The 24,564-nt window shown below is 50.7% G+C and carries 15 protein-coding genes; 1 reads left to right on the top strand and 14 read right to left on the bottom strand.

The window, feature by feature from the left end; all coding sequences use genetic code 11:
* Window positions 1–2 precede the first annotated feature (2 nt).
* The 9 genes from AC0YN0_RS10480 to AC0YN0_RS10440 all read right to left on the bottom strand — a co-directional run bounded on the left by AC0YN0_RS10480 (window position 3) and on the right by AC0YN0_RS10440 (window position 13,824).
* Window positions 3–2,945, bottom strand: coding sequence for an extracellular solute-binding protein (locus AC0YN0_RS10480; protein ID WP_475821235.1), 2,943 nt, complete (start codon window positions 2,943–2,945; stop codon window positions 3–5).
* Entirely contained in the window at window positions 2,942–4,072 is a 1,131-nt protein-coding gene (locus AC0YN0_RS10475; RefSeq protein ID WP_475821234.1) for an ABC transporter ATP-binding protein, read from the bottom strand. The genes AC0YN0_RS10480 and AC0YN0_RS10475 overlap by 4 nt, the downstream gene beginning before the upstream one ends.
* A 222-nt stretch (window positions 4,073–4,294) precedes the next feature.
* A complete protein-coding gene (locus AC0YN0_RS10470) occupies window positions 4,295–5,143 on the bottom strand; it encodes an NAD-dependent epimerase/dehydratase family protein (protein WP_475821233.1) in 849 nt (282 codons plus the stop codon).
* Between the two features lie 31 nt (window positions 5,144–5,174).
* Window positions 5,175–6,398 (bottom strand): enolase C-terminal domain-like protein, encoded by a 1,224-nt coding sequence (locus AC0YN0_RS10465; protein ID WP_475821232.1) that lies wholly within the window; start codon window positions 6,396–6,398, stop codon window positions 5,175–5,177.
* A 608-nt stretch (window positions 6,399–7,006) separates the two neighbouring features.
* The gene (locus AC0YN0_RS10460; RefSeq protein WP_475821231.1) at window positions 7,007–8,557 is read right to left on the bottom strand and encodes an extracellular solute-binding protein; all 1,551 of its coding nucleotides are present in this window, start codon (window positions 8,555–8,557) and stop codon (window positions 7,007–7,009) included.
* Window positions 8,558–8,622: 65 nt separating this feature from the next.
* The gene (locus tag AC0YN0_RS10455) at window positions 8,623–9,507 is read right to left on the bottom strand and encodes a carbohydrate ABC transporter permease (RefSeq protein WP_475821230.1); all 885 of its coding nucleotides are present in this window, start codon (window positions 9,505–9,507) and stop codon (window positions 8,623–8,625) included.
* 19 nt (window positions 9,508–9,526) lie between these two features.
* Window positions 9,527–10,453 carry an ABC transporter permease gene (locus AC0YN0_RS10450; protein ID WP_475821229.1) on the bottom strand — a complete coding sequence of 309 codons (927 nt, stop codon included), beginning with the start codon at window positions 10,451–10,453 and terminating at the stop codon, window positions 9,527–9,529.
* A 175-nt stretch (window positions 10,454–10,628) separates the two neighbouring features.
* Window positions 10,629–11,993 carry an ABC transporter substrate-binding protein gene (locus AC0YN0_RS10445; RefSeq protein ID WP_475821228.1) on the bottom strand — a complete coding sequence of 455 codons (1,365 nt, stop codon included), beginning with the start codon at window positions 11,991–11,993 and terminating at the stop codon, window positions 10,629–10,631.
* A 25-nt stretch (window positions 11,994–12,018) separates the two neighbouring features.
* The gene (locus AC0YN0_RS10440; RefSeq protein WP_475821227.1) at window positions 12,019–13,824 is read right to left on the bottom strand and encodes a sensor histidine kinase; all 1,806 of its coding nucleotides are present in this window, start codon (window positions 13,822–13,824) and stop codon (window positions 12,019–12,021) included.
* A 251-nt stretch (window positions 13,825–14,075) separates the two neighbouring features.
* On the opposite strand from AC0YN0_RS10440, the gene AC0YN0_RS10435 reads away from it, so the two are divergent.
* The gene (locus AC0YN0_RS10435; RefSeq protein ID WP_475821226.1) at window positions 14,076–16,799 is read left to right on the top strand and encodes an alpha-mannosidase; all 2,724 of its coding nucleotides are present in this window, start codon (window positions 14,076–14,078) and stop codon (window positions 16,797–16,799) included.
* Window positions 16,800–16,880: 81 nt separating this feature from the next.
* On the opposite strand, the gene AC0YN0_RS10430 is transcribed toward AC0YN0_RS10435, so the two are convergent.
* From AC0YN0_RS10430 to AC0YN0_RS10410, 5 genes are all read right to left on the bottom strand, one after another.
* Window positions 16,881–18,512 (bottom strand): response regulator transcription factor, encoded by a 1,632-nt coding sequence (locus AC0YN0_RS10430; protein ID WP_475821225.1) that lies wholly within the window; start codon window positions 18,510–18,512, stop codon window positions 16,881–16,883.
* A 251-nt stretch (window positions 18,513–18,763) separates the two neighbouring features.
* A complete protein-coding gene (locus tag AC0YN0_RS10425) occupies window positions 18,764–19,177 on the bottom strand; it encodes a VOC family protein (protein ID WP_442051249.1) in 414 nt (137 codons plus the stop codon).
* A 139-nt stretch (window positions 19,178–19,316) separates the two neighbouring features.
* Window positions 19,317–21,011 (bottom strand): type 2 periplasmic-binding domain-containing protein, encoded by a 1,695-nt coding sequence (locus AC0YN0_RS10420; protein ID WP_475821224.1) that lies wholly within the window; start codon window positions 21,009–21,011, stop codon window positions 19,317–19,319.
* Window positions 21,012–21,118: 107 nt separating this feature from the next.
* Window positions 21,119–22,726: a response regulator transcription factor gene (locus tag AC0YN0_RS10415; protein WP_475821223.1), complete on the bottom strand. Its 1,608-nt coding sequence runs from the start codon at window positions 22,724–22,726 to the stop codon at window positions 21,119–21,121.
* Window positions 22,707–24,545, bottom strand: coding sequence for a sensor histidine kinase (locus AC0YN0_RS10410; protein WP_475821222.1), 1,839 nt, complete (start codon window positions 24,543–24,545; stop codon window positions 22,707–22,709). The genes AC0YN0_RS10415 and AC0YN0_RS10410 overlap by 20 nt, the downstream gene beginning before the upstream one ends.
* Window positions 24,546–24,564 lie beyond the last annotated feature (19 nt).

The raw sequence follows: 24,564 nt of genomic DNA, 5'->3' as shown, positions 1-24,564 counted from the left end.
TGCTATTCCTCCCATTCGTAAGGTTGATTGATTTGCGGGATGCCCAGATCATCTCCGGCTTTAATGCCGAAGTTACCTTGTCTCCGGTTCATCTCCCTTTGCAGCGAGAGCTGCGCCTGTTCAAGCGATTCCTGAGCAGGTATGCCCTCCATTACCGTGCGGTTCCAGGCGAATTCCATTTCCCTGCTGAGGAAGTAGTATCCGGGCACGTACGGCATGTTTTTCGCCCAGCGCGCCTGTTCGCGAAGCGCCTTCAGATCATCGGATGGCCAGGAGAGCGACTTCATCGCATCGACGTTGGCCGTATTCCATCTGAATTCGATACCATAGAACGATTCGATGTCCTTCGCGTATTGCGACTGAACCTCCGCGGACGTCCACCATTGCATGAACTGCCACGCCTCGTCTTTCTTATCGCTCTTCTCCATCATCATTGCCGCCGAAATACCTTGCGGCGACCATCTTGCCACTTCGCCGTTCGCTTGCTTCATGCCAGGCAACGGAGCGATCTTCCAGTGGCCGGTAATTTCCGGCGCGGCTACGAGAAGCTGCACGTAAGTGTTAAAGTCTGCAACGCCGATCGGAATGTCGCCGTCGCGGAAATGCTGGAAGAATGCAGGAACATCGATCGGAAGATTGTATTTTTTGTACAGCTCCGTCCAGCGCTTGAAGGCCGCTTGACCCGCTTCGCTATCGAGATTTCCTTTTAAGCCATTCGGCGAATAGACTTCCGCATTGTTCTGGAAGAAGAGCGTTGAGAAATCGCCTTTCGGGAAGTTCATGGTCATCCCGTTCTCCTGCAGCGTTGGCAGCATATCGAATACGTCATCCCATGTATCCGGCACTTGAAGACCAAGTCCTTCCAAAACATCGGTGCGGTAGAACAGCACCTGGAAGTTCTGCACCTCCGGCAGTCCATAGACGCCGCCGTCGTAGTACATCGATCGGTTTACGCCAGGAATGAATCGATCTTGTACTTCCTCGAAGCCCGGATAAGAGGACAAGTCCTCGACCGCTCCTCGCATTGCATAATCGGCGGGCATCGATTCGCCTAGACCGAGCGCAACGTCCGGCACATCGCCAGCGGCGTTGCCTAGTATAAGCTGGTTCGGATTCGGCATCAGGTTAATGTTGACCTGAATGCCCGTTCTTGGCGTAAAGTCTTGGTCGACCATCTCGCGTAGAAGCTCCACGTAATCGCGTCCGCGTTGCACCCATACCGTAAGCGCCCCGTCGCGGTTATGCTTGCGCGTATCGTAATCCAGGTAGAACGTTCGGCCGAAGTCGGCTATGGAATAGGGGATACGCGACATCGCGCTCGCCGTTTTCAGCCCTGTTTCCGCCTCTGGTGTCCGCACTACGATATAATCCACCAACAATTGCTGATGTGTCAGCGTAGCTAGCCAAGCTCCGATATTGTTCTGAATCGTGGAGAAATCATTGATTTTGTTCGGAACCTCGTTCACATCCTCCAGCATCACCTCGAGCAAATGCACCGAGCTCTTGATCGCTTCGGACAGATCGGAATCCTTTTTGTTCAATCCGTTAATATAGTTGCGGATATCGGCGAAACGGTTAACGAAGCCGTTAAGCTTCTGCTCGACCTCCGGATCTAGCTTCTTCATATCCCAAGTTCGCGTCGAGTCGATATTCGCATCGAACGCTGACTTGCTGTAATTGCCCGTCAACAGCCTAATTTGGCGATCGTATACGGCCAATTGGTTCAGCGTATCCGTCAATGCCAGGTATACTGGCTGGACCAGCGAAGAGTCCGCCGTCATACGCAGCGTGTGTGTACCCTTCTCCAGGTGGAACTTATAAGGCTCCCCCGCTTGATCGGAAAGCGTTACGATCTCGAATTCCTTGCGTGTCGGAATGCCGTAGTGCAGCATTTCTTTGAACGGCACTTCGCCGTCGATCGTTATCGTGCGATAGGCCTCGAAGCCGTTCCGGTAGTTTTGGAACGCTTTTACATCAAGCTCATACAAGCCGCTCTCCGGCACTTCGATCTGCCATTCGACCCATTCGCCAGGCTGCCTCCATCGCTGTCCGCCGAGCACGTTGTAGGTGATGCGCCCTTTCGGATCTGGCGATATATGAGGCTCAGACCAAAAGTCTGTCTGAATAGCCAAGCTGGATTTACGCTGGAATTGTTCAGCCTCAATGAGCTCGAACCATTCGGACTGCGGCTTCGATTCGGTTAAAGAGCTTTTGTATTCCTCATAGGATGGGATTGTCGACCTCGACTCGAACGAAATCCCGCGCAGCGTGACTCCCTCCCTAATTCCAATGAGCTTTAACTTATGCTCGCCTTGCTCCAGCTTATAGAGCAAAGGCTCGGAAGAAGCGGAATATACGGATGCGGCTGCCTTGTTCCAATCTGTCAGCTCTACCTGTCCCGGCCGGATTTGTTGACCGATTTCGTTGCGATCATAAGGGTACTTCGCATCCTTCCATAACCGTTCAAGCTCAATCCTGCTGGACTCCGCGAAAGGATAACTTCCGTCGATTTGAACCCCTCTCACGACGGAGGCATTTCCTCCTTCAAGCGCTTTGTAATCGAAGTGCAGCTCGTACCAGCCATCCTGCGGCGCCTCGAAGCTCCATTCGACCCAGCCAAGCTCGTTCTCCCAAATGAGTCCATTGCCTCCATCCGACCCCAGAACGGACTCCTCAGAGGCAGATTCATATTCAGCGGGCGTTATTGGAATCGCTTGCAACTGTTCTGCGGACTCGAAAGCTTCCGGGTATTCCAACATCAGTTTCGCGTAGGGCATCTCACCCGGCTTGCTCTCGAACGAAAGCATTTGCTCGGCGGTAACGGTAGTCGCGTACAATGTCGGTTCGCTGCCGGATACCCAGCGGACAGCGACGACAATCAATGCAACCGCTAACAAAATTCGAAATCCTCTGCCCAGCCATTTCTTCGATTTAAGCCGAATCATCCTTCATCTCCCCCGGCTGCGAGTGACACGCCGGACTGCTCGTCGAAGAAGTGGATCTTATTCATGTTGAAGCTTACGAGCAGCTTCTCTTCCTTCTCATAGTCAATCTCAGGCTCCGTCCGGCCGATTACCGTTTTCTCCCCGATCTTGACGTACACATAAGAATCGGCGCCTGTGACCTCAGTCATCTCAACAACGCCGCGCACATATTCGTCCTCAGGAAACTCGTCTTTATCAGGCCCAAGCTGCACATGCTCCGGGCGAACACCGAGAACGCAATTTCGAAGCGTGCCGGGTTTCGCATTGAATTGCCCATAATATCTCTCTGGAATTCGGAACTTAATCCGCTTGTTCAAGAAGTAATAAACGCCATTCTGACGAACGATGCTTCCTTCCAGGAAATTCATCTGCGGCGAGCCAATGAATCCGGCAACGAACAGATTGGCAGGTTCATCATAGAGTTGCCTTGGCGGTGCTACTTGCTGGATAACGCCGTCCTTCATGACTACGATCCGCGTACCCATCGTCATCGCTTCGACCTGGTCATGCGTCACATAAACCGTCGTTCGTTTCAAATCGCTCTGCAGCTTAATTAGCTCCGCACGAGTCTGCGCTCTAAGCTTGGCGTCAAGATTGGACAGCGGTTCATCCATCAGGAATACCTGCGGCTCCCTCGCGATCGCACGCCCCAGCGCAACACGCTGTTTCTGACCGCCAGACAACTGACTAGGCTTGCGATCGAGCAAATGCGATATTTCCAAAATTTTGGCTACGCGGTTCACTTTAAGCTCAATGTCATGCTTGGCTGTCTTGCGAAGCTTAAGGCCAAGCGCGATATTCTCGTACACCGATAAGTTCGGGTAGAGCGCATAATTCTGAAATACCATCGCAATGTCTCGATCCTTCGGCGATAAGTAATTAACGAATTTATCGTCGATATACAGCTCGCCCTCCGTGATCTCCTCTAAGCCAGCCAGCATTCGAAGCGTAGTCGATTTGCCGCAGCCGGATGGACCGACCAGTACGAGGAACTCCCCCTCCTCAATGGAAAGGTGGAAATCGTTGACCGCCGGACGCTGTTCCCCTTTGTAGTGCTTATAGACATGGCTAAACGTAATGCTTCCCACCCATGCTCACCTCTCAGAACAAATATGTTTCCCTAAACTATCTCTAATGTTATCCGATCATTACACGAGTAAATATGAGAGGATATATGCTTTTTTTGTCAAAAATTATCTTGTAAGCGTTTCACAAGCTACATACAAGCTATATTTAAAGTCATACTTTGTTATATGGTTAACAAAAAGACCACCCTGACGGATGGTCTTTCACATATTTTTCTAATTACGCTAAGCCTGCTCAACGATATGATCGGCCCATGAATGAAGCGGACGCCAATTCAATACTTCTTGCGCCATCTTGTTGCTGACGACGGCAGTTCGTCCGGGAAGGTCATTTTTCAACACGGACACCTCGGGATAGAACGACTTCAGAAGCTCTGACGTCTGCCGGTCGCTAAGCGTATCATTGCTCGTAATATTGAGGCTGATCGCCCCTCGATCTTCGACTTGAAGGGAAGCGATACACGCGCTTACCGCATCGCGAATATCAATATAGCTCCACATGATTTGCTTGAATGCTTCAGGTTTTCGAATCGATAAGTGATTATAATCTTCCGGCTTCGTAATCATAGAGAAGCGCAGCGAGACAACCTGCATGCCATTTCGTCTGTCGAACATGGCGGCAGTCACTTCATTCACGACTTTAGAAAGTCCATAACACTCCTGCGGCTGTTGCGGATGCTCTTCATCGATCGGAAAATAATCCGGAGAGAATGGCGTCGGCGCCCACGCGAAGCCGTATGATGATTCGCTAGAGCCCATAACCACCTTCCGTATGCCTAGAATAGAAGCGGCCTCTAGGATATGATAGCCGGCTACCGTGTTATTCGCGAAAATATAAGGGTTCGGATGCAGAATTGGCGCGGGAATCGCCGCCAAGTGGATGATTGCGTCCGCACCATGAACAGCAGCTACGACTTGCCCAAAGTCGTTCAAATCAACCTTAATCTGCTTGCATCTAAGCTCCTTGGATAGCTGATGATCAAGCGAAACAACTTTGTAATCCTGCTGCTGCAGCTCCTTGATAAGAGCCGTACCGAGCTTGCCGCTGCCTCCCGTTACCGCAATCGTCTTCATCTGTTATGCACCTCCGTTGTATCGCATGGCATTATGGACGGACAAGCGTGCCGTCTGCCTTGCGGTCAAGCTGATATGGATTGAAATAAGCTGTTTTGTTCCAATTGTCCCCAACGAGCAGCTGTGCCTTAAGCTCATCAAGCTCGATACCGAGTCCCGGCTTCTGAGATGGATATAAATAGCCGCCTTTTCGAACGATATGTCCTTCGAATGCATCCAGCTCTTCTTGCTTGAAATGGTTCACTTCCTGAATGCCGAAATTCCAGATCGCCATGTCCAAATGGACGGCTGCCGCTTGGTTGACAGGATCGTTCTCCCCGCCTTCCTGCCATGCGGTTCGAACGCCGAACGCTTCGCATAAAGCCGCGATCTTGCGGCATGCGCTAATCCCTCCAGCCTTGGAGACGCGTACACGGATGAAGTCGATGAGCCTCTCCTGCACAAGCTGCGTCCATTCCTGAGGATTGACGAATAGCTCGCCGACTGCTTGCGGAGTGGCGCTTTGTTGACGCAGCTGGCGATACCATCCAATTTGTTCAGGCGCTAGAGCATCCTCAAGGAAAAATAAGCTATAGGGCTCTACCCGCTTCGCAAGTTGAATCGCGTTAATCGGCGACAAATGCTCATGCACGTCATGTGTGAACTGTACGCCCATACCGAACTCAAGCCGCAACTGCTCGAACATGGACGGTATGGCATGCAAATAAGCTTGCTCGTCGAATACCGGTCCCTTGCCCCAAGCATGATCCGGCAAGATCGCCTTGTCGCGATCGATAAAGCCGCCACCGCCGTAACCGCCCATTTGCACACGGATGACCGTATACCCTTCCTCCTTGAAACGATGCACGTCCTCTTTCAGTTCGGTAATATCCCGCCCCCCGGCATGTCCATAGCAAGGAACGGCCGCACGGCTCGCTCCGCCGAGCAGTTGGTAGACAGGCAGACCTGCCTCCTTGCCCTTAATGTCCCATAGCGCCATGTCGATCCCGCCTATGGCGGTATGCAGAAGCGCGCCGTTGCGCCAATATCCGCTCATGTACATCGTCTGCCACAAGTCTTCTATATTCGCGGCATCCTTGCCGATCAACAGCGGCGCCATCAACTGCTCAATAACTTGCACAACAGCTTCCGGATTATATACATCCGAGGCTGACCCCAGCCCGTAAAGCCCATCCTGATCCGTCATTACCTTTACGATTGTCCAAGTCCCGTTTTTGCGTGTGCGAATGCATTGGATTCCCGTTATTTTCGCCATGCCGGCACCATCCTTTTTTGTATGTCCCCTATAGTGTAAGCCGAATGAGCCGGTACCCAAATAAGACATCCTTAAACTTTCTATCCCAATATTGGCCTCTTTTTTTCGTCTGGATCAATTAAGCTACTTCCGTTCCTACGGTTTCTCTCTCCTTGGACTTCTTTATATGAATAATGCGCCTTTTTCTCCTTTTGCTCACTCTCCCATTTACTCAGGTAGAAAGAACCAATCTGCAAGAGAGCTAGAACGATTATGAACTTCAAATAACATAGATCAGCTATCCTTAAAGACTATTCTTCTGAGCAGACAGGAGCGCGTGTGATAGGGTTGAAAGACTCAAGTACTGAGTTGATGGGAGAGTGAGCGAATGCGTTAAACTGCAAGTTCCTGAGCTTGATGAGAGTGGGAGCAAAAGTGTTGCGGATATCTATGCATGCAACTATAAACCAGCCTCTCCAAGCCCGTTAGGGCTTAGAGGGGCTGGTTTATTCGTTCAGTGATATTGTGACATCAGGTTATAGAATGCAGAGCCGGGCAGCTGCTTCGGGCAAACAAAAGAGAAGCCGCCCTACATATTTACTAGGTCGGCTTCTCTTGGTAAGTGCTTCTTATTTTTTGGATGCTAGGAATGCGTCGATTTGTTTTTGCGTTTCAGCGATGATTGTATCAAGACCATTTTTCTTTTGCGTCTCGATATATTCAGCTACAGCTTTTTCAACGTCTTTCACAACACCGAACTCAATCGGTCTGTTCAACTCGTCGCTTGCTGTATCACGCTTCGCGATTTCGTTCTTCATCGCATCTTCGGCAATGAACAAGCCGTCGATTGGAGAGTTAACGTTACGCTCTTCGCTTGCGAATTCAGCTTCTTTCACCCAGAAGTCTGGTCCGTAAGTCATCGTCGGACGCATGAATTGCGGTTTCCAGAATGCCCATTGGCCGCCCCACTCCATGTAGTTGCTCGTCGTCGTTTCCATGCCTTCTGGATATTCAGCAGTCTCGCCGTTCAATACGTATGTTTTGCCTTCGATACCGTATTGGACAAGGTCATACAACGTTTTGTCCGTTTCGATCATATCCAACAAGCGTAGAACGCGCTCTGGATTTTTGGAGTTGCGGTTGATCGCAACTACGTTAGCAAGCGCTGTACGGTTAATAAAGCGTTTGTCCGGGTAGAGCTCAGACGATTCCATTTTGTAAGCTGGATCGGAGAAGCCAGGGTCCGCGCTTACCCATTCATGGGAAGTAACCGTGAACAGTTTCTTGCCGTTTCTCCACTCTGCCGCTTCATCCGATTTGTCGATCATCGCATCGCGGTTAATCAGGTTGTCGTCGTACCATACTTTAGCCAGCTTAGCAGCTTCTAGGTAGAACGGTTGTTGCTCTACAGCTTGAACCGTTACTTTAGGGTCGCTCAGATAGAAGCCAAGACCGTGGAAGTTAAGATCAACCCACTCATCGCGGATCATAATAAGCGATACCGGAGGTGTGCGGGAAATTCTTTCGTTTGGATAAGCTTTCTTCAGATCGCGCAGCAATTTATCTACGTCTTCGATCGTCTTGACTGAGCCGTTCGGATAATCAAGACCCGCTTTCTCCGTCAAGTCAGAACGCCAGCCCGTGAACTTACGTTCGTTCATCTTCATCGTCCAAGGCAAGCCGACGATTTCGCCGTTTACCGTAGCCGCTTGAAGCGTGCCTTGTTCTTCATATTTCTTGTACAAGTTAGGCGCAAACTCAGGCAGCAGATCGTTCAGCGCCATGTATGAGCCTTTCGCCGCCATTTGCTTGTACGACAGCCAGTCGCCGTCGAAGTTCATGTCCCAGCTATCGCCGGATGCGGCCATAACGAGCATTTTTTCTTTGAAGTCGCCGAACGGAATGAAGTTAATATCGAATTTGACATTGAGGCCTTTGGCTTTCACATATTCGCTGACTTTAGCCCAAACTTCGTCCGTAGCCGCTTTTTTATCGCCGCCGAAGTAGAATTTAAGCGTAACTTCTTCCTCCTGCTCCGAGCCGTTGGACGGCTTGTTGGAAGCTTTGCCGCCATTAGCGGGCTCGTTGTTGCCATTGCCTCCGCTGCATGCTGCAAGAATAACGCTGAACAGCATGATGACGGCAAGCAGTAACGGTAATCCCTTGATGCTTTTCTTCATCGTGACCTCTCCCTTTTGCTTGTCATTATATACTACACGGCCGAAGCCGGTATAGCCTCAAATCATTAACCTTTGACTGCGCCTACCATTAAGCCTTTCACGAAGAAACGCTGTACGAAAGGATACAGGAATATAATCGGCCCTATCGTAATGACCGTGAGCGCCATCTTGATCGATTCCGAAGGAATCTGCGCCGAGATACGCTGCATGGCGGATGCGTTGCTTGAGCTCTTCAGGAACTCGACGTTCGATACGAGCGTTCTTAGGAGCAGCTGCAGCGGCTGCAGCTCTTGCTTGTCGACGAACATGAGCCCGAGGAACCAATCATTCCAATAGCTCAGCGCTACGAAAAGTCCGACAGTCGCAAGTACCGGCAGCGAAAGCGGCATGATGAGGGCGTAAAAAATTTTGAACTCGCCCGCTCCGTCCATTTTCGCAGATTCGTTCATATCCTCGGGGATCGACATCATGAAGTTGCGGATCAGGAACATGTTGAACGCATTCGCCAACATCGGTAGAATGAGTGCCCACAGCGTATCCTTCAGATCCAAATAACGGACGCAGATGATGTACCAAGGAACAAGTCCGCCATTGAAAAGCATAGTAATAATGACGTAAATGGACAAAATATTTCTATACTTGAACGATCGTCTTGCCATAACGTAAGCACCCATGCTCGTTACGAGCAGTGAAAGCACCGTTCCGGCTACCGTTACGAGAATGCTGACTCCGTAAGCGTCAATGATGCGAGTGGAGCCAAGCAGCAGGATTCGGTACGAATCGAAAGTAAATGTCTTCGGCCAAAGCGTGTAACCGTAATCCATGATGTCTTTCTCCGTGCTGAGCGAGCCTGATATAACCATGATGAATGGGAACAAACAAGCCAAGCTGAACAGGGAGATGACAATAATGATCATCAATTGTGAGAACGAGAATTTTTTTGCTACCATTATGTTGTTCCTCCCCTAGTTAGAATATCGCGGAATCCTTGTCTATTTTGCGAGCCGCATAGTTGCTGCCGATGATAAGCACGAAAGCAATCAACGACTGCAGGAAACCTGCCGCGGATGCCATGCCGATGTCGCCGGATTTGCGTAAGCTCCGATAAACGAAGGTATCGATAACGTCCGTTGTCGGGAATAGGAGGGAAGCGTCGCCGACCATGGCATAGAACATGCCGAAGTCCGCATTCATAATTCTGCCCACCGCGAGCAGCGTCAAAATAATAATCGTCGGCCGCAGCATCGGAATGCTAATATACCGAATTTGCTGCCATCTTGTAGCTCCGTCTATGGATGCCGCTTCGTAATACGAATTATCAACGGATGTCAATGCAGCCAGATAGATAATCGTTCCATACCCCGTAATCTTCCACCGGATGGCGATTGTTAAGATCAGCGGCCATAAGCCCGCTTCACTGTAGAAATCGATCGGCGAGAAACCTATGCTCTCCAATACCCGATTGACCGCCCCGCTCTCGAAGTCGAGCAGATTGTAGGCGAATACGCCTACGACGATCCAAGAAATGAAGAAAGGCAGGAAGGTCAGCGATTGGGAAACGCGTTTGAAATATTTGTTGCGAACCTCGTTGAGCAGCAAAGCGAAGCCTACTTCGAATATAAGCCCTACCGCGATGAACAACGCATTAAGCAATATGGTGTTCCTCATCGCCCGGAAAGCTGTCGAGGACGAGAACAAATAATCAAAGTTGTTGAACAGCGGATCCATCCAATCACTGCCGAAGATGCCTTTCTGGAAATCGAAATCTTTGAACGCGATTACGAGTCCGGCAAGCGGCAGGTAGTTGAACAGAAATAGGAGTACCGCTACGGGCAAGAACATAAGCAGCAACGTACGATTTCTAAGCAGTTCCCGAATGACTCCATTTGTTTTCATATCGTGTTTCCTTTCGTTTATGTGATAGTTTCATTGTAGTTGAGAGGCAATTCGCATACCATGAGCCATTCTTATACTTTGTAGTATTGATTTATCCTCTGTCCCTTCCTCCTCCGAAGACGTTAACAAGGCCGTCCTCATATGAGAACGGCCTTGTATTCGAGCAGTATTTCATTTAGTTTCGCTTCCACTGCTGCCGCAGCTCCAGCGTTTTCTTATTCCACGCATCCGTCGAGGCGATGACACGATTCAGATCCGAGCCTGCAAAAACGATATCGTTAATGACGTTGATCCAATCGTATTCCGAGAACCATGGTATCGTAGCGCCAGGCAGAACGAGGCCGTTATCCTTCGTCATCTTGACCGCCTCGAGATTTTTGCCCTGCCAGAGCGGCACTTGGTCAAGATAAGCGGTTAGCTCGGGATCCAAGACGGAAGCGTTGGCTCCCTTCTCCATCTTCCACTTCTGCGCCTCCATCTCAAACTGGAAGCTAATCCATTTGTACGCCTCGTCCTTGTGCTTCGAGCCGCTAAGCAGCGCCAGCGGTCCATAGATATGAAACGAATACTGATTGAGCTTGCCGCGCGGAAACGGGAGAATGTCCCATTCAAACTTCGCATTTTTCTGCAATCGCGGCAGCAGCCAGTCCCCTCCGACTTCGAATGCTGTTTTGCCGTTCAAGAAATCTCTCGTCACATCGCCTTGCTTAGTCGCTTCCTCCCACGATTGCATCGAGCCGTCCACGGTAACGAATTCCGTCAGCCAACGAACGTCAGCCATTACTTCCGGCGTGTTCAGCAGACTCTGATTGAGACGCTCATTCATGTAAGACAAATTCGGGGCATGCCCGTCCGCAGCAGACTTCATCGGCAGAAGCCGCATAACAAATTCTCCGCTCGTCGTTAGACCGTATTCACCGGTTGCCGGGTCTGTCACCTTCTTCGCGATTTCCCGGAAGTCATCGAACGTCCAGTTGTTCGGCGGCATCTCAACGCCGTTCTTCTTAAGCAAATCTTTGTTCACGACGATCCACATCGGCACATCGACGAACGGTACAGCCAGTCTGCGGCCGGAGAACGCCATCATATTGAAATATCCGTCGGGAAGCTCCTTCTCCCGGAAGGAAGCGTCCGCATCCATGTAAGGCTTCAAATTCTCGAGCAATCCTTGTTGCTCGTATTGGAGCAAATCGCCAGCGACCCACGTCAGGTCGGCAGGCGTTCCCGCGGCCTGCAGCTCCTGAATCTTCGCAACGATTGCCGGGTCTCCTCCATTCGTAATATAAATCGGCTTTATTGTGATCCATGGATACTTGCGATTGAACATGTCATAAAGCTCCTGGTACGTTTCGTCCGACCAGGTTAATAGCTTCAATTCAACCGGTGTCCTCTCTACTGTCTGCTGATCGTCCGAGGGCTTGCGTCCATTCTTGCCATCGGCGCCAGGCCATCCTTCTAAGGTACATGCGGTAAGGGTGATGGAGAGAATGGCAAGCAGCAGCATGCTCTTCGCATATGCAATTGATTGTCTGCTTTTCAAGGCTATGCCTCCTTAGAGATTGGCTCTATCCGTTTCCGATTGTATCCAGTTCTTGGCCTTCTTGCAGTATCGGGTGGCGAAGCGTGATCCTGGTGCCGATCTCAGGTCCAGTCTCGATACGAAGTTTGTAGTTGTCGCCAAAATAAAGCTTTAACCGGTCATTGACGTTGCGAAGCCCGACGCCTCTGCGCGCATGCGAGTATTGGTCGCTAGGCTGTTCTTCTTGCTCGAGCTGATCAAGCACATGCTGCGGGATCCCTTTCCCGTTATCGGCGATTACAAGTACGAGATCCTCATCATCCTTGGTAGCCGTAATCATAATTTTGCCCTTATCGAAATCGTCACGGACGCTATGTTGAATCGCGTTCTCGACCAAAGGCTGAAGCAACAGTCTGAGGAACGGCGAATCCATTATCGTATCGTCGCATGCGTATAAGATACGAACGGTCTTGCCCATCCTGGCTTGCTCAATCGACACATAAGCCTTTACTTGCTCGATCTCGCGCCGCAGCGTCGTAATTTCTTTGCCTTGATTCAAGCTAAGACGCAGCAGATTGCCAAGCGACGACACCATCTCGCTGATGTCGCTGCGACCATGATTCTCGGCCTTCCATCTAATGGACTCGAGCGTATTATAGAGGAAGTGAGGATTGATCTGATGACTGAGCACTTGGAATTCGAGCGCCTTCTTGTTCCTTTCAGCGCGCGCTCCTTCCTTTATTAACCCTTCGATACGCGATACAAGATTGGCAACGCCTCTGTACAGCCACCCAACCTCATCCTTGCGCGACGACCATGGCAGCAAATAATGAAGATTATCCGCTTCGAGTCTTCGCATCAGCCGTACAAGATGAGCTATCGGCTGTGTATAAGTTGCAGTAATGTATACAACAACACTGAATCCGCAAATTAAATAAATAATGAGGAAGTAGACCAGCATTCGATTAATTTCGTCGATCGTGCTCGTGAGCTCTTGCAGCGGCGTTAAGCTTACAATCGTCCAAGGATGGTTCGCCATGTTCAGATACGTTGCGAGAAACGTCTGCCCGTCAATCGTGAGTGACTCCGAACCGGATTCGCTTCCTTGAATTTTTGCAATAAACGAGGCCGAAGGAAACACCTTTCCCGTCCATTGATTGACCGAGGAATCATAGTGGACGACCCCTTTTTCGTTGATCAGCAGCATCTTTTGATCCTGAAGCTGGTCTGACGGCGAGAAAAACCGCTTTAAATAATCTTCGGATAAATCCGTTGCAATAATACCCCTTAACTTCTGATCGTATAATCCGGAAAATCGTTTGACATAAGTCAGCAGCGGCCTGCTGTATTTCCCTTGCCTTGGCATCGTTAAATACCAGGTCGGGCTTACCGTAGCCCGAGAGCGCTGGAACCAATACTCGTCGCCGATGCGCCTCGACTCGTCGATCGTTCTCATGTAATTCGGGAATTTGGCCGGATTCATCGGATACACCTTTACGCGGAAGCCGTCAATGACTTGTGTTGCGTTGTGCACCGCATTGACCATATTGACGGCAAACGCCTCTTCATCCTTATCGGTAATCGGCTCCCGCTCCAGCAATTCCTGTACGGATTTGTCCCCGATAACCTCATTAACTTGCTCGTTCAGCCTGTTTAAGTAAATCTCGAAGTTTTTCTTCGCTTGCTGGAGATAACTCATCGTCATCTTCGTATTCGTATTGGAAATGCCCTCTATGGACTTAATGTGAGCGTAATAAGCGAAAAGCAGGAAAGGCACGATGATAATAACAAGAAAGATAAGGATCATTCGATTACGAAACGATGATGCCAATCGGAACGATACTTTTTTCACGAGTGCCTGCCTCCTTTCCTCATTCTAGCTTTAGCATTCAATAATCGATTGAACATGCTCGTCCTCGATTTTAATCATACAAACGCTTTCATGCAAGCTGTATTTTTACATTCATGCATTCGCTCACTCCTCTCTTACAGGAAAGCGACAACAATCCCCCTTAAAGTTTGCTATTCTCTCATTGTTCGGCGATGGCCGATTATTTACACTAGTTCCGTAACACTTAACCTTCATGGAAAAGAGGAACAACAATGACTGCATCGAAGCGGGTTGTACACGTCATATCGCATACCCATTGGGATCGCGAATGGTATATGCCTTATGAAGCCCATCACGTGAAGCTGATCGAAACGATGGACACGCTGCTGGAGACGTTCGAGAACGATCCCGAATTCCGCAGCTTTTATTTAGATGGACAAACGATTGTGCTGGACGATTATTTGCAGGTGTATCCTGAGAAGCACGACATCATTCAGAAATTGTGTGACGAAGGCAAGCTTTCTCTTGGGCCTTGGTACATTCTCCAAGACGAATTTCTTACGAGCAGCGAAGCCAACGTTCGCAACTTGCAAATCGGACACCGCGACGCGGCGAAGTTCGGTCCGATCTCGAAGCTCGGTTACTTCCCTGATTCGTTCGGCAACATGGGCCAGGCCGCGCAGTTGCTGCAGCAAGCCGGCATCGGCACTGCCGTATTCGGCAGAGGCGTGAAGGCTACCGGCTTCAACAACCGGGTCGAAGAAGGTCCTTCGCTTGAATCGCCTTATTCCGAGCTGCTCTGGCAGTCCCCCGACGGCTCGACGGTACTCGGATTGTTGTTCGCGAACTGGTACAACAACGGGATGGAAATTCCCGTCGATCCGGCTGAAGCGAAAGGGTACTGGGAACACCGGCTGGCAAGAGCGGAGCAATTCGCATCGACGCCGCATCTGCTCCTCATGAACGGCTGCGACCATCAGCCGGTACAGACGAACCTGTCTGAGGCGCTCCGCGTCGCAAGAGAGCTGTTCCCTGATTATGAGTTCGTCCACTCGAACTACGACGATTACGTGGCAGCCGTGCAAGCAGAGCTGCCTGAGAACCTAAGCTTGACGCGCGGCGAGCTCCGCGGTCAGAAGACAGACGGCTGGTATTCGCTCGTTAACACGGCATCGGCTCGCGTCTATATTAAGCAGCTCAATGCGCAAAACCAAACGCTGCTAGAGAAAGTAACAGAGCCGATCGCCGCGATCGCCCACCAATTAGGCAAGCCGTATCCGCATGGCATGCTCCAATACGCTTGGAAGACGCTCATGCAGAACCATCCGCATGACAGCATCTGCGGCTGCAGCGTCGACGAAGTGTATCACGAGATGAAGACCCGCTTCGCGAAAAGCATGGAGGTCGGCAAAGCCTTAACGACGGAGAGCGCCAGGTTCATTAGCGGCAAGATCGATACGGCTAGCTTCGCGTCTTACGGTGAAGCGGCGGCTCCGCTTGTCGTATTCAACACGAGCGGTTATGAAGGGTCTAGCGTCATTACGACCGAGGTCGAATGGTCGCACCGCTTCTTCAATCAAAGCGAAGATCCAATCGAGATCGCCGGCATCGTCAGAGCAAGAACGCATGGACGCGGGTACCTCGTGAACGCAGACGGCGAACGCCTCGCCTGCACGGCAGAGGATCTTGGCGTCAGGTTCGGCTATGAGCTGCCAAACGATAAGTTCCGTCAGCCTTACATGGCACGCGCTATGCGCCTCACCTTCGAGACAGGCACGATGCCGGCAATGGGATATTCGACGTTTGCTTGGATTTCATCAGAACATTCCAGTGAGCTTGAACTTACATCCTTAGTCAAGGACGATAGAACGCTCGAGAACAGCCTCCTTAAGGTAACGGTCGAAGAAGACGGCAGCTACTCGCTTTATGACAAGCGGAACAAGCAGCAATATACGAACCTTGGCCATTACGAGAACGTCGGCGACATCGGCAACGAATATATTTTCAAGCAGCCGAACGGCGATATTGCGATTACGACCAAAGGCGTTAAAGCCTCTTCAATTGCTATTGTTGAAGATACGCCTTATCGCGCGACGATCGAGGTTGTCCATGAACTCTCGATTCCAGCTAGCGCAGATGAGCAACTCGCTAAAGAAGTCAATGCGATGGTCGAATTCCGCCAGCGCAAGGCAGGCAGATCGAGCGATCTTGCACCGCTGCGGATCGTGACTCGCATTAGCCTGGAACAAGCCGGCAAAGGCGTCCGTGTCCATGCGACCATGGACAATCAATCGAAGGACCACCGCATTCGCGTCCTTCTGCCTTCCGATACAAAGGCGACAACTCACTTCGCAGACTCGATCTTCGAGGTAGCAGAACGTGATAACGTACCGTCGAAGGAATGGGAAAATCCAAGCAACGCTCAGCACATGCAGACGTTTATCGATACGCATGACAACAATCGCGGATTGACTGTAGCAGGCAAAGGACTGAACGAATACGAGGTTCTGCAGGATGGTCGCAATACGCTTGCAGTCACGCTGCTGCGCTCGGTTGGCGAGCTTGGCGACTGGGGCGTATTCCATACGCCTGACGCCCAGTGCATCGGCCTGCAAGAAGCCGAATGGATAATCATTCCTTACGGCGGCGCAGAACAACGTTTCTCTGCTTATCGCGAAGCCTACCGCTTCCCTATCCCGATGACTGCCTTTAGCAGCAAGCTGCATGAAGGCGAGCTCCCGCTTGAACAGCACTTCCTGAAGTGGAGCGGCGATGGCCTTGCCTTCTCGAGCATCAAGATCAACGAGGAACGCGGCGATCAAATGGTGCGCTGGTACAATCTGTCCGGCAACACGACGAGTCTTGCGATTCATCCTGACTCCGCCGACAACAGCTATGTGAGCAATATTCTCGAGGAAAAGCCATCCGAGCAGATTGCGAACACCGTTCAAGTCGAAGGGTTCAAAATCGTGACGATCGGCATTCCGTCAAAATAAATTAGATTAAAAAACAGCCTCCAAGGACATGCAAATTGAACCTTGGGGGCTGCTTCTTTGTGCGGGTGATCTAAGGTTTGTTTATTCGTCGTTAATCCCTCTCTGCCGCCGATATTCCTTAGGCGTACAGCCGACCTGTTTCTTGAACAGCTTGGAGAAGTGAACCGGATCCTTATATCCGACCTGAAACGAGATTTGATACACTTTATACTTTATGTCGCCGAGCATTTCCTTCGCTTTCTCGATTCGTATATCGGTCAAATATTCAAGGAATGTCTGGCGTTTCTCTTTCTTAAACAGCTTGCTTAGCCATACCGGCGTAACATGAACGGCAGTCGCCACGCTTTGCAGCGTCAGCCCTTCCGCATAATCGCGCTGCAAAATTTTCTCCGCTTCATATACGATCTGGCTAGGCGTCGAGGACAGCTTGCGGAAGTCGTCCGCTATCGACTTCAGGAATATTTCCACCTGCACGCGAAGCGATTGCAGCGTATCGTATTGTTCCAGCTGCTCCCATACCGCGATAGGGTTGTTTCCCCAATGCTTGTTCGGCATTCCCGCCGCTGCGGCTCTGCGGAATACTTCGAACAACCACTCGAATATTTTTTGCTGAATATCGCGCAATTGCGTGAATTGCCAAGCTTGTACCATGGCTACAAATCGATCCATCGCCATCGTAATTTCCTCATCTGAACCGAACTTCACGAGATCAAGCACCTCCTCCGGCTCGGCAAGCGACAGATCCGCACCTTCGACCTCGGGATAATTCTCCTGCACCGTGAATACTCGGTTGCCGCCATAAACGGCCTTCTGCTCAAGAACGGACAATGATTCAACATATATCTCATGCAAATGCTCGAACGTGCAAATCGCTGTTGGAATACCGGCGCTCGCCTTTACCTTCACATAGTCGTTGATTCGCTTGATGCACAACTGCGCGATTCCCGGACTAAGCTCCGCATGCTCGGGACGAGAGTTGCCTAAGATGATAACCCACCTGTTGCTTCCATCCATACAAAGCGCGGACGAGTAAGGATATTCCTCTTCCAGCGTCTGATTAACGACATTGCCGATTCCGAACAATATTAGTTCTTTCTCTTTGGTGCGGCGATTCTCGATCGCCTTCAAATCGTCCGCCTCAATAACGATTAACGTAAGCTGCTGGCTTGCTATCCAATCGAGATTCAATGACTTCAATCGATGGATTCTTCTCGATTCGCGATAGGGATCGTATTCCTTCTCCACCATTTCCCTCAGAAGCTCCTCGCGCATCTTGGGAATTGCAAACTTCACTTGATTAATTAGCAGCTGCTCGTTATGCAGATCCATCCTCTTCTGATGAATTTTCTCCATCGTCCTGCGAACGACCTGTTCCAGCTCCTGCATATTAATCGGCTTCAAAATATAGTCCAGCACGCCAATCTGAAGCGCCTGCCTTACAAGCTCAAAATCATCATAGCCGCTTATTACGATGGCCTCCGGATGATAGTCCTCTACAGGCAGCAAAGAACGTATAAACTCGATTCCCGACATTCGATTCATCTTGATGTCAGACACGATAAGATCAGGCCGCTTATCCAGCGCTAGCATGAGCGCCGTATCCCCGTCATCAGCCGTTAATACTTCTTCGATGCCGTAGGCTTCCCACGGAAAGCGGTTACGCAAACCTTCGCGGATTTCGAACTCGTCATCCACAATTAGCGCACGCAGCATTATCTCACCTTCCCTTATTATGCATTTACATAGTCGGATTATTTATAGAATAGCTTATCTCCATACTAACTGACTGTATTTTGGATTGCACGGGGGCAAAAGAAAACTTTATGGGGTTGTTTTAAATTCCCGTATATCTACAGCGACAATTGGATGCAACGTTTGTCTGAAGCGGTTATACAAAGTTAAAAGAACACGCCTCGAAAGAAAAGACGTGTTCGTCTATTACTATTGCGATAACGATGTCAAACTCAGACCTTCGGCATTTGACTTTCGTCCATATACAGGACGTTCCACCGATGTCCATCGAGGTCGGAGAAGCCCGCACCGTACATCCAGCCTTGATCGCTCGGCTTGCCGTAGATCGCGCCGCCTGCGCGTTCGACTTTTGCAAGCAGCTCGTCGACCTCTACCTTGCTCTCCGCATCGAACGAGATCAGCACTTCGCTGCCGCGCTCCGTATCAGCGATATCGTGGCTCGTAAATTGCTTGAACGTCGTCTCGGGAACGAGCATGACCATCACTTGCTTGTCCCCGATGATCAACCCCGCCATTGCGTCGCTGCCCTCGTGTCTGGGATGAAAAGAAAATCCGAGCTCGGCGAAAAACTGTCTCGACTTCGCCAGATCCTTCACTGGAAGGCTAAGCCATAACTCTTTGGCCATCTGTATCGCTCCTCTTCGACTAAGCTCGTCTACGTCTATTGAATATCGATTAGAGTTTAGCATATTTCGCTCAAATAAGCTCAAGAATGTGAAGAACCCCTTCTCCACTTGGGAGACGGGGTTCTCGAACTCGAACTTCCTATTGCGATACCGACTTGAACCACTCATTTACTTCCTTCGTTACTTGCTCGCCGCCATTCGCTTTCCAGTTGGCAACGAACTCGTCGAATGCATCGACAGGCAGTTTGCCGTAGATGATTTTGTTGAACGTCTCCAGCTCGGATTGACGAAGCAAGTTCCATTTCTCGATCATCGTTGGCGTTGCTGCGCCCGTGAAGTAGTTTTGCTTGCGAATATCGATTTGCGACATAACGACCTTCGCGGCATACCAGTTCTCCGGTTTGCGGAACGTAGCAAGCTGTTTCTCGTAAGGCGTCTCAGGCGTACCGCCGTCTGCCAGCTTAACGAGCGATTTCATGTACAGATCAGGAATACGTGCAGGACCTGTAATATAAGGGAATGCATCGAAGAAGTCTTTGATCTTTTCTTTGTCATTCGTAGGCTGACCGTCAATTACATCCCAGTCGTAGCCTTGTGCGAAGCCATATTCGTATTTGCTGCCTACTGCCGGGTTAGCTAGATTGTCGAGCAGTGTGTTGTAATAAAGAATGATCGCTTCCGGATGCTTTGCGTCTTTGTTGATCATGAAGCTGCTGTTGACGCCGGAATTTTGCCATTTTGTACCGATCAAGCCATCAGGTCCGGCAGGGATCGGATACGCTTTGTATTTCGAACCAGCTACGTTCTTCAGAAGGTCTGGAGCCGGCCAATCCGGTACCCAGTTCGCGCCCGGCAATACGCCCGCGTTTCCTTTGGTCCAAATTTCGGCCGATTTGCCTTCATCCCAAAGCGCGGAATCGGGGTGAATATAACCTTTATCCATCCATTCCTGCAGCTTGGCGAGCGCTTGCTTCGCTCCCGGATTAACCGAACCGTATTCCAGGTTGCCGCTTGCGTCCTTGTTCCATTGCTCTTGCACGCTGCCATAAGCGCCGAACAGCCAGTCAAGTCCGCCCATCCATGTGTTTGTATTGTTTTTGAGCGAGATTGCGAGCGGATATACGTCTTTTGCAGCCAATCCGTCCGGATTCTCGTTTTTGAATTTATCCATGATATTCTCGAGATCGGCGATCGTCTTCGGCGCTTCGAGATTCAGCTTCTCCATCCAGTCTTCACGGAGCCATAGAAGCGTATCATCGTTGTCTGTGTATTCCATGATCGGAAGGTTCCATTTCTTGCCGTCTTTCGTGAACGGGTACCACAGTTCAGGATGCTCGGCAGCATGGCTTTTCCACGTTTCATTCGCGTATTTCTCGAACAGCTCGTCGATCGCGATGAATTGACCGGAATCGATCAGTTGATTCGTCAGTACGGCGTCCGTAGGCACCATGACGAAGTCTGGCAGCTTCTCTCCCGACGTTAACGCCAGTTGGAGCTGTTGCTTGTATTGGTCGCTGCCTGCCGGATACCACGTGTCCTTGTGCTTGATACCAAGCGTCTCCAGCATCCAGCGGTCATGCACGTTGTTTTCTTTTGTCTCGCCTTTGGTATATTCCTTCGGCATAATGATCGTGCTGATTTCAATTGGCGGATCATATTTACCTTTTTCGAATGCGAGATCCGCTTCGGACTTCGTCGCCGAATCCGTCGCAGCCGGACTTTCCGAACTCGTTCCGCCTTTGTTCTCATTGTTGTTCCCGGCATTGCCGCTGCAAGCCGATACGACCATCACGATCGCAATGAGAGGCAGCCATAGCTTTTTGAAATTACCCATTTGATTTTCCCCCTATGGTGTAAGTTGGTTACAAGTGTTACTTTACAGGCGCAACTAGGAGGTCATCTATAGGATTTTGTTAGTTTCCATAGGACTCTGTCATGTTGTTAATTTCCTTCTCGGAATTCCTGCGGCGTAGATCCGAATTGTCTTTTGAACACTTTGATGAAGTAGGCGGGATCCAAATAACCGATCTCCGAGCTTATTTCGTATACCTTCTTGTCGGTCGTTCGCAACAGATGGCAAGCCGTCTCCATGCGCAGCCGGGATACGTAATCGCTGATGCCTTCACCCGTCTCGATCTTATACAGCTTCGAGAGATGCGTGGGATGCAGATTGACATGGTCCGCAAGCGCGCGAAGCGATACGTCGAGATGCAGGTTGGCCTCAACGAACGATTGAATCTTCTTCACATAGACGGAGCGGATGTCCTTCACTTCTTCGGACGTACCTTTGTCCAGCAGGTCCAGCGCGCCCAGCGCCCAGCTCCTCAGCTTGCCGATCGAGGAGAACGCCTCCCCGCTCTGCAGCTGTTCGATATGATCGCCCAATAGACCGGCTAACGTATGTCCGTTGCGATGGGCATAGTGCGTATAGGACGATGCGATGATATACCCCGCCTCCAGGCAGTGCTCCCACGAATCGGACCATTTGTCGTCCAGCTCCGCGAATACTTCACCCAGCTTCTGCTCCGCTGCCTCCCAGCGGCCGGCCGCAAGTAAGTTACGCAAAGCAGGAGGAGCATGGATCGCATCTAGCGCGCCATGCGACACTTGGTTCTCCAGATCGTCGGCACGCATGACGAACTCCCGCTCGTCGCCGACGATTTGGCGGAAATACGCAACAGCGTGCCGGTAACGATCCGACAGCTTATCGGGAAATAGGAACGGCTCCGTCGTCACGATAGACAACGAACCTCTCAAAAATTGCTTTACCTTCGATTGGAGCTGCATGGCGGACTTCTCGAGCATCGTTTCCTTCAGAGCGCTGTCGTACGGCTCTTTGAACTGAAGCAGGAAGACGAGATAGCCGTGGTCGTCCTTGACGCCCCACACCTTCGCGAATTCGCCAAGTATTTCTTCCGCCATGTTAATAATGGCGTACTCCATCAGTTGCTGGCCATTGTTGCGGTACTGCCCGAACTCCTCCTCCATCCGAACGAGAAGGAGCGCGCATTCCCCGAAGGAGAACGGCAAATCGTAGCTGTCCAGCTTCCGGTTCCAGTCGGTTTCGGACAGCCGCTCTCCACGTAATGCGCCAAGCAGCAATTGGCCTCGCAGCATCGGCAAGTTTTCGCGCAGCGTGAATTCGGTCCGCTCGCTCGAGCTGATACTCTCCCATTCCGCCTTCAATTGGCCGATGGCCGCAGACACCGCGCCCAGCAGCTCTTGATCGGTCGGCGGCTTCAGCAAATAATTAACCGCTTGATGACGAAGCGCTTCCTGCGCGTATTCGAAATCAGAGTGCCCGGAGAGGATGATGCATTTGATCTTCGGGTCCCTTTCGCGGATTTTGGCTATAAGCTCGATTCCCGTCATCTCCGGCATCAGAACATCCGATAGGACGAGATCGATCGGGTGAGTTTCCAATAATTGCAGCGCCTCGTGCGCGGAATAAGCTTTATGAACCTGTTCGATGCCGAGCGTATGCCACGGCTTTGTTGCGTACAGGCTGTCTACCCAGTGGGCTTCGTCGTCAACGATGATCATTTGCATGCGGCGGTTCTCCTTTTAGGTTGTTCGTTTGTTTGCTTGGCAATGCTCCTTGGGCGGGCTCCCAGACGATAACGGCACGCAGTCCCCCCAGCTCCGAATGCGCGAAGCTGAGCGAAGATTTGTCTCCGAATAGATGGATAATGCGCTGATTCGTATTCCAGAAACCGTAGCCCATATCCTCTTCGAGCGGCCCTTTCATCTTGCGATTTAGCGTCTCGAGCTGCTCCATGTCCATGCCTGGACCGTCGTCGTCGACATACAGCTTGCAGCAGCCGTTCTCCATTTCTCCGGTGATACGGATTTCGCCAGAGGAATAGGACTTGCCTACGCCGTGAATGACGGCGTTCTCGACGATCGGCTGCAGCAGCAGCCGCGGAACCTGCTGTTTCAACATCTCCTCGGGAATGGCGATATCGTAATGAATTCTGCCGTTGCGCAGCTTCTGTATATCCAAATAATTATTGATCAGGCCGATTTCGTCGCCTAACGATGCCGTAGGTTTCTCAAGCCGCGTCATGTACCTGTAATAGGCGCTCAAATTATGCCCCATCGATACGACAGCTTCGTCATCCTTCATTTGCGCCATATTGATCATATAACCGATACAGTTATACAGGAAATGGGGATTAATCTGTGCTTGAAGCTGCTTCAGCGTTGCCTCGCGCGATCGCAGCTTCTCGTTCAGCACGTTCTCGATCAAGCTTTGGATTTGCCGGGACATATCGTTGAACCGGTAAAATAAAAACGAAAACTCGTTATTAACGTTCGAATCGAGCTGTATCGAGAAATCGCCCCGCTGTACGCTCTGCAAACCGCGGACGAGCTTGCGGATCGGACGCTGCACGTTGCGGTAAAGCAAAACGGAAGACGATAGACCAACGACAAACAGCATCGCCATCGCCAAATAAAACAGATTTCGGCTTGTCGAGATCGGACCCGTGATTTGTTCAAGCGGCACGAGATCGACCAAATACCAATCCAAATTCAACGATTTCACGGCGCTGACCAGATAACGCTGATCATCCAGCTTGACGACTTCCTGCCAGGTGTCCTTCAGGGTGCCGCCGTCGAGATACCGGACAAGCTCGTTCGTCAGCTTCTCGTCGGCGCTGCGGTTGAGGATCGGCGCGTCTCCCTTGCGGTAAAACAAAGGATCGCCTTGCCCGCCCGCTTTGTACGTATCGAGCATATTTTGAATATTTTCATGCTCGAAGGTAGCTTGTACGACCAAATTGCTCCCTTTGAGCGCGCCCTGCTGACCGAATGAATCGGTATAAAACCAATGGAACGCCTTCGTTCCTCCAGGAGCGACGTCATTTCCGTCGCCGTAGTTCCACTTGCCGGTTACGTTTCTCTTCAAGTAGTCCTCGTCATACTCAGCCATGCTGCTCGCGTTCGAGATCGCTTCCTTGTGCAGTTGCGAGTAGACGGTGAACTTGACCGGCCATATGTTCATGACGCCCGATTGCAGCATCATCTTCTCCTGTATGACATACTTCGTCTGCATCCGGTCGTATTGATCGTCCCAGATGTTAAGCCCGTTGAACTTGCGGACGTTCGGATCTCTGGAGAACGTCAGGACGAAGTCCATCGTTTGGCTGATCCGCGAATCGATCTGACTCGCGAGGAACGACAGCTGCTTAATGTTCGAAGCCTGCAGCTCCTTGTCGATGACGCTTGACGCAACTCCGTTGGAGTAAGTAAAAAGAATGGTGATCGGAATGAACAAGATGACTATCAATCCGTTCATTTTGGCGAACAAGCTGAACTTGGCTCCCATCCTTTTTCTTAGATAACCGATGACTGAACCCCGCTTCATATTTCTCTCCCCCTAGGAA

The sequence above is a fragment of the Paenibacillus sp. J22P218 genome (assembly GCF_056269195.1).
This window is presented reverse-complemented; position numbering and strand designations above follow the sequence as displayed.

Bases quoted from the DNA above. Each gene is read 5' to 3' on its own strand.
- AC0YN0_RS10460 (WP_475821231.1), bottom strand. From the start codon at position 8,557: ATGAAGAAAAGCATCAAGGGATTACCGTTACTGCTTGCCGTCATCATG.
- AC0YN0_RS10435 (WP_475821226.1), top strand. From the start codon at position 14,076: ATGACTGCATCGAAGCGGGTTGTACACGTCATATCGCATACCCATTGG.
- AC0YN0_RS10480 (WP_475821235.1), bottom strand. From the start codon at position 2,945: ATGATTCGGCTTAAATCGAAGAAATGGCTGGGCAGAGGATTTCGAATT.
- AC0YN0_RS10425 (WP_442051249.1), bottom strand. From the start codon at position 19,177: ATGGCCAAAGAGTTATGGCTTAGCCTTCCAGTGAAGGATCTGGCGAAG.
- AC0YN0_RS10430 (WP_475821225.1), bottom strand. From the start codon at position 18,512: ATGCTGCGTGCGCTAATTGTGGATGACGAGTTCGAAATCCGCGAAGGT.
- AC0YN0_RS10455 (WP_475821230.1), bottom strand. From the start codon at position 9,507: ATGGTAGCAAAAAAATTCTCGTTCTCACAATTGATGATCATTATTGTC.
- AC0YN0_RS10420 (WP_475821224.1), bottom strand. From the start codon at position 21,011: ATGGGTAATTTCAAAAAGCTATGGCTGCCTCTCATTGCGATCGTGATG.
- AC0YN0_RS10465 (WP_475821232.1), bottom strand. From the start codon at position 6,398: ATGGCGAAAATAACGGGAATCCAATGCATTCGCACACGCAAAAACGGG.
- AC0YN0_RS10450 (WP_475821229.1), bottom strand. From the start codon at position 10,453: ATGAAAACAAATGGAGTCATTCGGGAACTGCTTAGAAATCGTACGTTG.
- AC0YN0_RS10415 (WP_475821223.1), bottom strand. From the start codon at position 22,726: ATGCAAATGATCATCGTTGACGACGAAGCCCACTGGGTAGACAGCCTG.
- AC0YN0_RS10410 (WP_475821222.1), bottom strand. From the start codon at position 24,545: ATGAAGCGGGGTTCAGTCATCGGTTATCTAAGAAAAAGGATGGGAGCC.
- AC0YN0_RS10470 (WP_475821233.1), bottom strand. From the start codon at position 5,143: ATGAAGACGATTGCGGTAACGGGAGGCAGCGGCAAGCTCGGTACGGCT.